We start from the raw sequence: 7,680 nt of genomic DNA, 5'->3' as shown, positions 1-7,680 counted from the left end.
AAAAAAAGATGGAATATTATTGGAATATAAACGGCTGACGAAAATCGGTGTTTAATGGAAAATAGTAACTATAAATGGTATGAAAAATCATATAGAAGGTGGGTCAAAATTGGTGGGAAAAATGGGTCAATTTTCAACGGGAATCTTCATGATAATTAAAATACTCTTCTTTCAGACCAATTATATTTAGATTTTCTCGATGAAAATTCGATAAATAATGATGATAATATTTTATTGACTTTTTGATTTTTAACAGGAATACCACGAGGAAAATTGAAAATTTTATTTACATCAGGCGACCTATTTATAGATTTATATGCCTCAAATATCCTGGTTGGTAAATTCATTAATAGAACACTTGTACGTAAAAATGTGTTTTCAAATGCCGCCTGTTTCAAGGTGGTCAGGGTCCAGGCGAGCACCAGATTCTGAATATCCTTCATTTTGGTGGCCATAGTAGCCAGATTTACCCCAATGATCAGGATCTTAGGTTTTTTATTTACCAGAAAGGAATACATGGATGATGCTTTTCTGAATTTCTCGTCATCTATAGTAGAGGATGTCAAACCTTTAGGAAGGATATCGAGCAGATCCGCTTCTATAAAGAGACGATGGGAACCGCTGCTTATTGTTAATGTTAGTGGGTTATCTTGTTCTATAATAATACCTTCTTCCCGGCTGAGAACATCTTTTGTCTTTTGTATCTGGTGGATCAACTTGGATTTGCTGCGTGCTGTGAAAGAAATTGTCCCGATCTTAGAATACCGGAGTTGGGTATCTGGTCGAGAAGTTAATGCGGTTATACTGATGTTCCTCTTGCCAATGGTTATTATCTCTGTAGCAGGGCTGGCACTTGGCGGTGATTTCGAACAGAATATCCGGATCGATGTGCTTGTGGTAGACCTGGACAACGGTGAGATCTCTAAAGAATTTGTAGAATTCCTGGAAGAGATCGACATACTTGATGTCGATATGGAGTCCAACGAATTTGCAGCCAGGGACAGGGTCAGGGATCAGGAATATGGCAGGTTGATTATCATACCGAGGGATTTCACAAAATCCACAATGATGGGAGAGGACAGTGAAATATCGATGGTTGTTGACCCGACCGAGGATTCCCAGAACACTGTGCTTGAGAAGATCGTAGAAGGTTATGCGAACGGGATATCTATCAATGTAGTGGTTGTCAAGACTGTGGAGGCTCTCGGGATACCCGTGTATAGTGAGGAACAGATATTCGAGGTCGTGGATGTGGCAAACCAGTTTGCACAACCGCTGCCTGTGCAGGTTAAGACAGAAAGCACCTCCTCTAATCTGGGTGAGTTCACGTCTTTTACGCAATACGTCCCCGGATTCGCTGTCATGTTTGTACTGTTCACAAGTATCGGTGCCGGATCGGTAAGCCTGCTAAAGGAACAGGAAGAAGGGACTTTCAGGCGTCTTGTCGTCGCTCCGATCAGCAAAGCCGAGATAATAGGAGGTAAGATCACCAGTACCTTTTTCAAAGCGTTTGTGCAGCTTTCGGTCCTTATGATCTTCGGACATTTCGTTTTTGACCTCAACTTAGGTAGTGACATGTTAGCCCTGGCAGTCCTGATAGCTGCAATAGCACTGTCAAGTACAGGACTTGGTTTACTTGTAGCAGTTATTGTCACAACCAAAGACCAGGCAGATTCTTTTTCCAATGTCCTGACATTAACAATGTCTGCAATAGGTGGTTCATGGTGGCCCATCTTCATTGAACCCCAGTTTATGCAGGACATTGCCCGCCTGACCATCACAGCATGGGCCATGGATGGGTTCTATGACCTGTTATATTTCGACCTCGGGCTCGTCGGTATCTTGAAAGAGGTCGGTGTGCTGGTGCTTATGACCATTATCTTTTTTGGGTTAGCCATATCCAGGTTCAGTTTTGATTAGGTGTTCGTTCGGGTCAGGTGCAAACAGGCACTATCCAATTTTCCAGTTATTTCTTACGAACCAGACCTCTGCAAGGATCCACAAAATTCAATAGTTTTCCATCTCTTTCGTCCACTTTCCTATACTCTTGTAGACCTGGATTTCCCGGTTTCTTTGCTGACGTCAATACTGTCGCAATAAAGCGATGGATTTCAGTGAAAAATGAGTGAATTCATTCAAAAACATTATATAGCTTTGAACTAATAATTTATTTGAGTACAGAAAATATACCATTATATTTTCCTGTGCGATCATAAATGATTTATGTTTGTTATAAGAGGGGGCGTCTCTTATATAAGAAATCAAAAAGGGGGAAATGATTATGGATAATTTTGTCGATACTTGGAAGAAGGTTATTACCAGTCCTTCAGCCTTTTATGAAAGTATGCCTAAAGAGGGTGGATATAGTGAACCGTTAAAGTTTGCTGCAATCAATCTTATCGTATTGGGTATTGGTTCAGCAATTATATCAATACTGATTAATAAAATTGGTTTTAATCTGACAGGAAATATGTCCATGCTGGGCGGTTCAACTGTAATGGCAACTGAATTTACTATTATGAGTGCTATTTCAGATATTATCATTATCCCCATTATGGGTATAATCGGATTATTCATTTTTGGAGCGATTCTATTTATTCTGTTTAAGATCGTGGGCGGTACTGGTAGTTACGAGGGAACTGTAAGGATATTATCTTATTCCAGTGCTGTAAGCTTATTTGCCTGGATACCTATAGTAGGAATGTTAGCAGGCCTATATGAGCTCTATCTCGACATTGTTGGTGGAACATACGTTCATAACATATCAACTCTCAGATCTGCGATCGCAGTTTTGCTGCCATTTGTATTGCTGGTAATATTGGTCGTGGTTGTAGTGATAGGTTTTTTTACTATAAGTAGTGTCTCAAGTTATTGAAATGATAGGTACATTGCCCCCATCAATTTTTCAAACTATGAGAATTAGTTGCAGCAATGTTCATATATTGATGATTGGGGCTATATTGAAGCTGTACCGGTACGGACTGGAGAATTTTTACCCAATGACGAGTTCGTCCAATGGTCTCTTTGGTACATGGTGAATTCCATTACCGTCCCGCCAATACTTGATATCTCCGTTCTGCACTGCCGTTTCGACTACAACGGTTTCTTTTGGTTTACCCAGAGCCAGTACAAGCAGGATCTCGTATTGGAAAGGTATGGTAAGAGCTTCTCGAAGTCCCTCCCGCTGGATTGAACCTATTACACAGCCCCCAAACCCTTTTTCCACAGCACCAAGCATTATGCTCTGTGCTGCAATGCCGTGATCCACACCAAAGTTCTTGCTGATTTTAGCATCACCTAAAATTATAATATAGGCTGCCGGACGTTCCCCTTCTTCCGGACCTGCCCAGTCCTTGAGATAACCGGCCCAGGCCAGGTGGGGAAATATCAGAGCATTTTTTTCTGGATCATTTGAAATAATGAATTTTAAAGGTTGCAGGTTGGCTCCGGATGCAGACAGCCGGGCCAGCTCGACAAGTTCTTTTAAGGTTTCAATTTCGATAGCGTTATCTTGAAAAAATCGCCTATAGCTTCTGTTCTTTAATATCAGGTCATTTATCATCTTAATCACCCATTCTGAAATCAGGTATTTTTTATTAAACTTTACATCCACAACCCTTATTCTGCAGAATTTTAATCTGTTCATCATACGAGTTAACAAATTGATTTTGTATATCATCCCCGGTGGCCAACTCGACCGGCAGCGGAGTATAATGATTATATCCTCTATTCTTCATTTCTTGTACCAGCATCTCATGCCTCAGATACAGGGATTTAAGCTTACCTTTCCATCTCAGGGTCTCAGGATGATTAGAGTATGCCTTCTTACCCTTCGTCAATATGGACCAGACGGCATGGAGTTCCCTGTGTTCACCCAGCAGGTGGTTTCTGCAAAATTTCTCAGGTGGGATGTCCCATATTCTCATATGTTACCTGCTTTTATTTACAACAGCTAGAATCGTCGCCGCCGCATGAAACTTCCTTTGTACCCTTCAGAGCAGCCAGGATCATGGCATTTGCACATCCTACACCGCTGTCAACAGAGATGGCACCAGTAGGGCAGTTGAGCTGGCATGCACCGCATTCCATACATGACCGGGGATCCACTAATCGGGCAACGTTCTCATCTGGTGAGAACACTCCATGGGGACAGACAATACTGCACATCCCACAGTTGATACACATATCGGGGTTGTAATCGAGGGTGTTAGACTCATATGAATTAAACATCACAGTCCTCCAGATATTTGGATCAATGTCAGGATGATCATCAGTAAGAAACCAGATCCAAACATATAGCCCATGACCGGGACATACGTGAAAATCTCACGCCTGACCCCGGTCACAGATGTAAAAGTGGTTGAACCTGTAAAGTTCAATGCCAGAAATGCAGTTATAGGCGGCAGGAGTAACATATATATAAAAACCCAACCGGCTCTCAGCCAGCCTGGAACCTGCGGATCTCCAAAAAAAGAGAACGCAGCAAAAGCAAGAGCTACCAACCCGCCCAAAATGAAACCCTTTGAGCTAAAATCAGAAGTAGGAAGCCAGGGCAGCAGGATAGGAAACAGGACGACACCAGCCATAACAGCTACTACAATACCAGCAGCCATCAGGTACTCTCCAACCAGGAATAATAAGAATGCAGCTAAGATCATCGGCAGCAGTACCTTAACAAAATCGACAGGGATCAGAACAACCCGGTCAGGTAAAGTAAAGTGCACCTTTCTCATCTCAGGATCTGCTTTATGGGTTTTAAGATAATCTGGCAGATCTTCAGACCTGACAGGACCGTATTCTACCTTGAAACCTGATTGCTTTTTAACTTCATGTGCTGCCACCCCGGTTGCACCCAGTTGGGGCAGGATCAGGACGCGGTGGTTGACTACATCATGAAGTCCAGTGGCTTTAATCCGGTGTACCATCTCACCTGTTCCGAAGGTTCCCTTGCCTGCAGCGCACCAGACATTGATACCTCTGGTGTCTAGTACCAGGATATAACAATCGATGCCCTTTAGTGATGAGCGCAATTTGTCAAAGCTTAGGGTATAATTTGCGGTGACCAGCACCGGAGAATCAGGGGCAGGGCTGCAAAGCGCATACAGTCCCGGTTCCACGCGGTGACCGCTCCGGTTTACTCCCCAGCGGGCTTTTAAATGGTCCCAGTGATCTAATAGGGTGATGCCACTATTGGCGGGCTGAATCTCTGATCGGGTTGATAGCGTTATTATATCGGATATATCGGACATGATTTCATACCAGATATGAATAAATATGCTGACTTCGCTTATAGGTTTAATTCATAGAAATGGTATCAATGCCCGACCATCATAACAGCCCGTACCAGCTTTATGTCCTCATACAAATAGCCATCACCCAGTTTTTCCTTGATTGGTGACAGGAATTCACCTCCCATATCAGCTATAGCTTCCTGGATTGTCTTCTGTTTCTCCTGATCAACCCAATCATCAATTGAATCGATCTCTCCAGCCAGTATCAGTTTTTCAATATGGCCGACAATGGTACTTAGACCCAGGTTCCTGACCTTAGCGATCTGTTCGATGGACAGATTTTGTTTGTGTAGGCTGAGAGTTTCCAATTGAGTGTCAGATAATCCTTTACTATGCGGAGCATCATCTTTTGCAAAATGTTTTGCTATCTCTCTAAGGAAGATGTCGCCGTATTTTTTTAGTTTATACTCACCCACGCCTATGATCTTAAGGAAGTCTGCCCTTGTCCCGGGTCTATCAATAGCCATTTGTTGGAGACTATTATCAGAGAATATGATGTATGGGGGGATATTCTGTTCATCGGCAAAGGTTTTTCTGATACGTCTTAATCTGTCGAACAGTTCCGGATCAACCTGAGAATTGACCTGTTTGGGAATGACCCCTACTTCTTTTGCCGGTTTTGTAAGATTGACAGAGTGTGAACCATCCAGCACGTCAAAGCTTTCCCGGTTAAGTTTCAATATAGGATATCGCTCCCCTTCAACCATCAGGATCCCAAGCTGGATCATCTCCCTGGCAATATCCTTCCATTGGTCTTTTGAGTAATCCCCTCCCAAACCATAGCTGTCCAGCAGATCATGCTTGTTTGAGATTATCTTTTTTGTCCTGGAACCCACCAGCACTTCTATCACATGGTTTAAACCAAAACGCTGCTCCAGATCTTCTATGCAGCACATCAGTTTTTTGGCAGCTTCGGTCCCGTCAAATGTCTCTTTTGGGTTCAGGCAGATATCACAGTTATCACAATGATCCCGTGTAAGCTCCTCGCCAAAATATTTCAACAGTACCCCCCTGCGGCATGTGGAACTGGAGCAGTAGTTTATCATCTCACGTAACTGAGCAAGTGCAATATCCTGTTCCTTTTTGCTTTGCTTCTGATGGATGAAATATTCGATCTTATAACGGTCCCCATGACTGAAGAACAAAAGGCAGTCACACGGCAGACCGTCCCGGCCACCCCTTCCTGTTTCTTGGTAATAGCTTTCAAGATTTTTCGGCAGGTCGTAATGTATCACATAACGCACATTGGGTTTATCGATCCCCATTCCAAAGGCGATGGTGGCTACAATGATCTGGGTATCATCTTTTATGAAGCTATCCTGGTTACGGGCCCGCTGTATATCAGACAGGCCGGCATGGTAGGGCAGAGCCCTGAAACCGTTTTTCTGCAGCTTGATAGCCAGCATTTCCACAGAATTTCTGCTTAAGCAGTAGATTATCCCGCACTTACCCCTGTGCTCTTTTAAATACTTAAGCAACTGGTTATAGGAGTCCTGCTTGGGCCTGACCTCATAGAAAAGATTCTTGCGATCAAAACCGGCTACGTAAATATTAGGATCAGACAGGTGAAGCTGGGAAATAATATCAGAGCGGACCTTAGGTGAGGCTGTTGCTGTCAATGCAATTATAGGAATTTTTGGGAAATTAGCCCTCAATATATTTACGCGTCTGTACTCTGGTCTGAAATCATGGCCCCATTCTGAAATGCAGTGAGCTTCATCCACTGCGAACAGGCCGATGTCCACATCTTTCAAAAACGATATGGTCTGGGACATCATCAGGCGTTCCGGGGCTATATATAGGACCTTGATCTGGTTTTCCAGCAAGGCATTTTTGATCTCAAGCGCTTCACTGTGGGAGAGGGTGCTGTTAAGGTAAGCGGCCGAGATGCCGTTGGATCTGAGGGTATCCACCTGGTCCTTCATCAGTGATATCAGGGGTGATATGACCACTGTTACACCGCTCAAAAGGAGTGCTGGCAGCTGGTAGCATAAGGATTTACCACCGCCGGTTGGCATTAATACAAAGGTGTCCTTTCCGTTGAGGACATCTAATATGATTTCTTCCTGGTGCGGGCGAAATTCTGTGTAGCCGAAGTATTTCTGGAGCGTTTGATGCATTAGAACACCTGTTGGATTGTTTTGATCTGAATATTTTTGTCTGAATTTATTTAACTCAAAGCCTAGCGGAGTGAAAGTAATAATTTAGAGGAAGCTCATCTTTATGCAATTCCGATGTAATTCACCAGTTATTGGGATTGCAGGGAAGCAAATATTTTTCAAAAAACCATTAAAGGATGTGATAAAAAAGTGAGGAGTTAATTTTCCATTGATGTAATCTTCATGTAAGAGTCAAGAAGATAGTCGAATTCAATGATATTAATCCATCC

General features: G+C 43.0%; 8 protein-coding genes. 2 read left to right on the top strand and 6 right to left on the bottom strand.

Going from position 1 to position 7,680, the window contains the following annotated elements:
* Positions 1–155 precede the first annotated feature (155 nt).
* Entirely contained in the window at positions 156–716 is a 561-nt protein-coding gene (locus IBX40_09235; GenBank protein ID MBE0524497.1) for a hypothetical protein, read from the bottom strand.
* Between the two features lies 1 nt (position 717).
* On the opposite strand from IBX40_09235, the gene IBX40_09230 reads away from it, so the two are divergent.
* Both IBX40_09230 and IBX40_09225 read left to right on the top strand, forming a co-directional pair.
* Positions 718–1,920, top strand: a complete 1,203-nt coding sequence (locus IBX40_09230; GenBank protein MBE0524496.1) for an ABC transporter permease — start codon at positions 718–720, stop codon at positions 1,918–1,920.
* A 361-nt stretch (positions 1,921–2,281) separates the two neighbouring features.
* Complete coding sequence (locus IBX40_09225; GenBank protein ID MBE0524495.1) at positions 2,282–2,875, top strand: YIP1 family protein; 594 nt, start codon at positions 2,282–2,284, stop codon at positions 2,873–2,875.
* Positions 2,876–2,992: 117 nt separating this feature from the next.
* Here the strand turns inward: IBX40_09225 and IBX40_09220 are convergent, their stop codons facing one another.
* The 5 genes from IBX40_09220 to recQ all read right to left on the bottom strand — a co-directional run bounded on the left by IBX40_09220 (position 2,993) and on the right by recQ (position 7,411).
* Positions 2,993–3,562 carry a nitroreductase family protein gene (locus tag IBX40_09220; protein ID MBE0524494.1) on the bottom strand — a complete coding sequence of 190 codons (570 nt, stop codon included), beginning with the start codon at positions 3,560–3,562 and terminating at the stop codon, positions 2,993–2,995.
* Between the two features lie 34 nt (positions 3,563–3,596).
* A complete protein-coding gene (locus tag IBX40_09215; GenBank protein ID MBE0524493.1) occupies positions 3,597–3,926 on the bottom strand; it encodes a pyrimidine dimer DNA glycosylase in 330 nt (109 codons plus the stop codon).
* Between the two features lie 13 nt (positions 3,927–3,939).
* On the bottom strand, positions 3,940–4,230 hold the full coding sequence (locus IBX40_09210; GenBank protein ID MBE0524492.1) for a ferredoxin family protein: 291 nt from the start codon (positions 4,228–4,230) through the stop codon (positions 3,940–3,942).
* Positions 4,230–5,249, bottom strand: coding sequence for a carbon monoxide dehydrogenase (locus tag IBX40_09205; GenBank protein MBE0524491.1), 1,020 nt, complete (start codon positions 5,247–5,249; stop codon positions 4,230–4,232). The genes IBX40_09210 and IBX40_09205 overlap by 1 nt, the downstream gene beginning before the upstream one ends.
* A gap of 65 nt (positions 5,250–5,314) precedes the next feature.
* Entirely contained in the window at positions 5,315–7,411 is a 2,097-nt protein-coding gene (recQ, locus tag IBX40_09200) for a DNA helicase RecQ (protein MBE0524490.1), read from the bottom strand.
* Between the last annotated feature and the right edge of the window lie 269 nt (positions 7,412–7,680).

It is taken from the genome of Methanosarcinales archaeon (assembly GCA_014859725.1).
Lineage (GTDB): Archaea > Halobacteriota > Methanosarcinia > Methanosarcinales > Methanocomedenaceae > Kmv04.
This window is presented reverse-complemented; position numbering and strand designations above follow the sequence as displayed.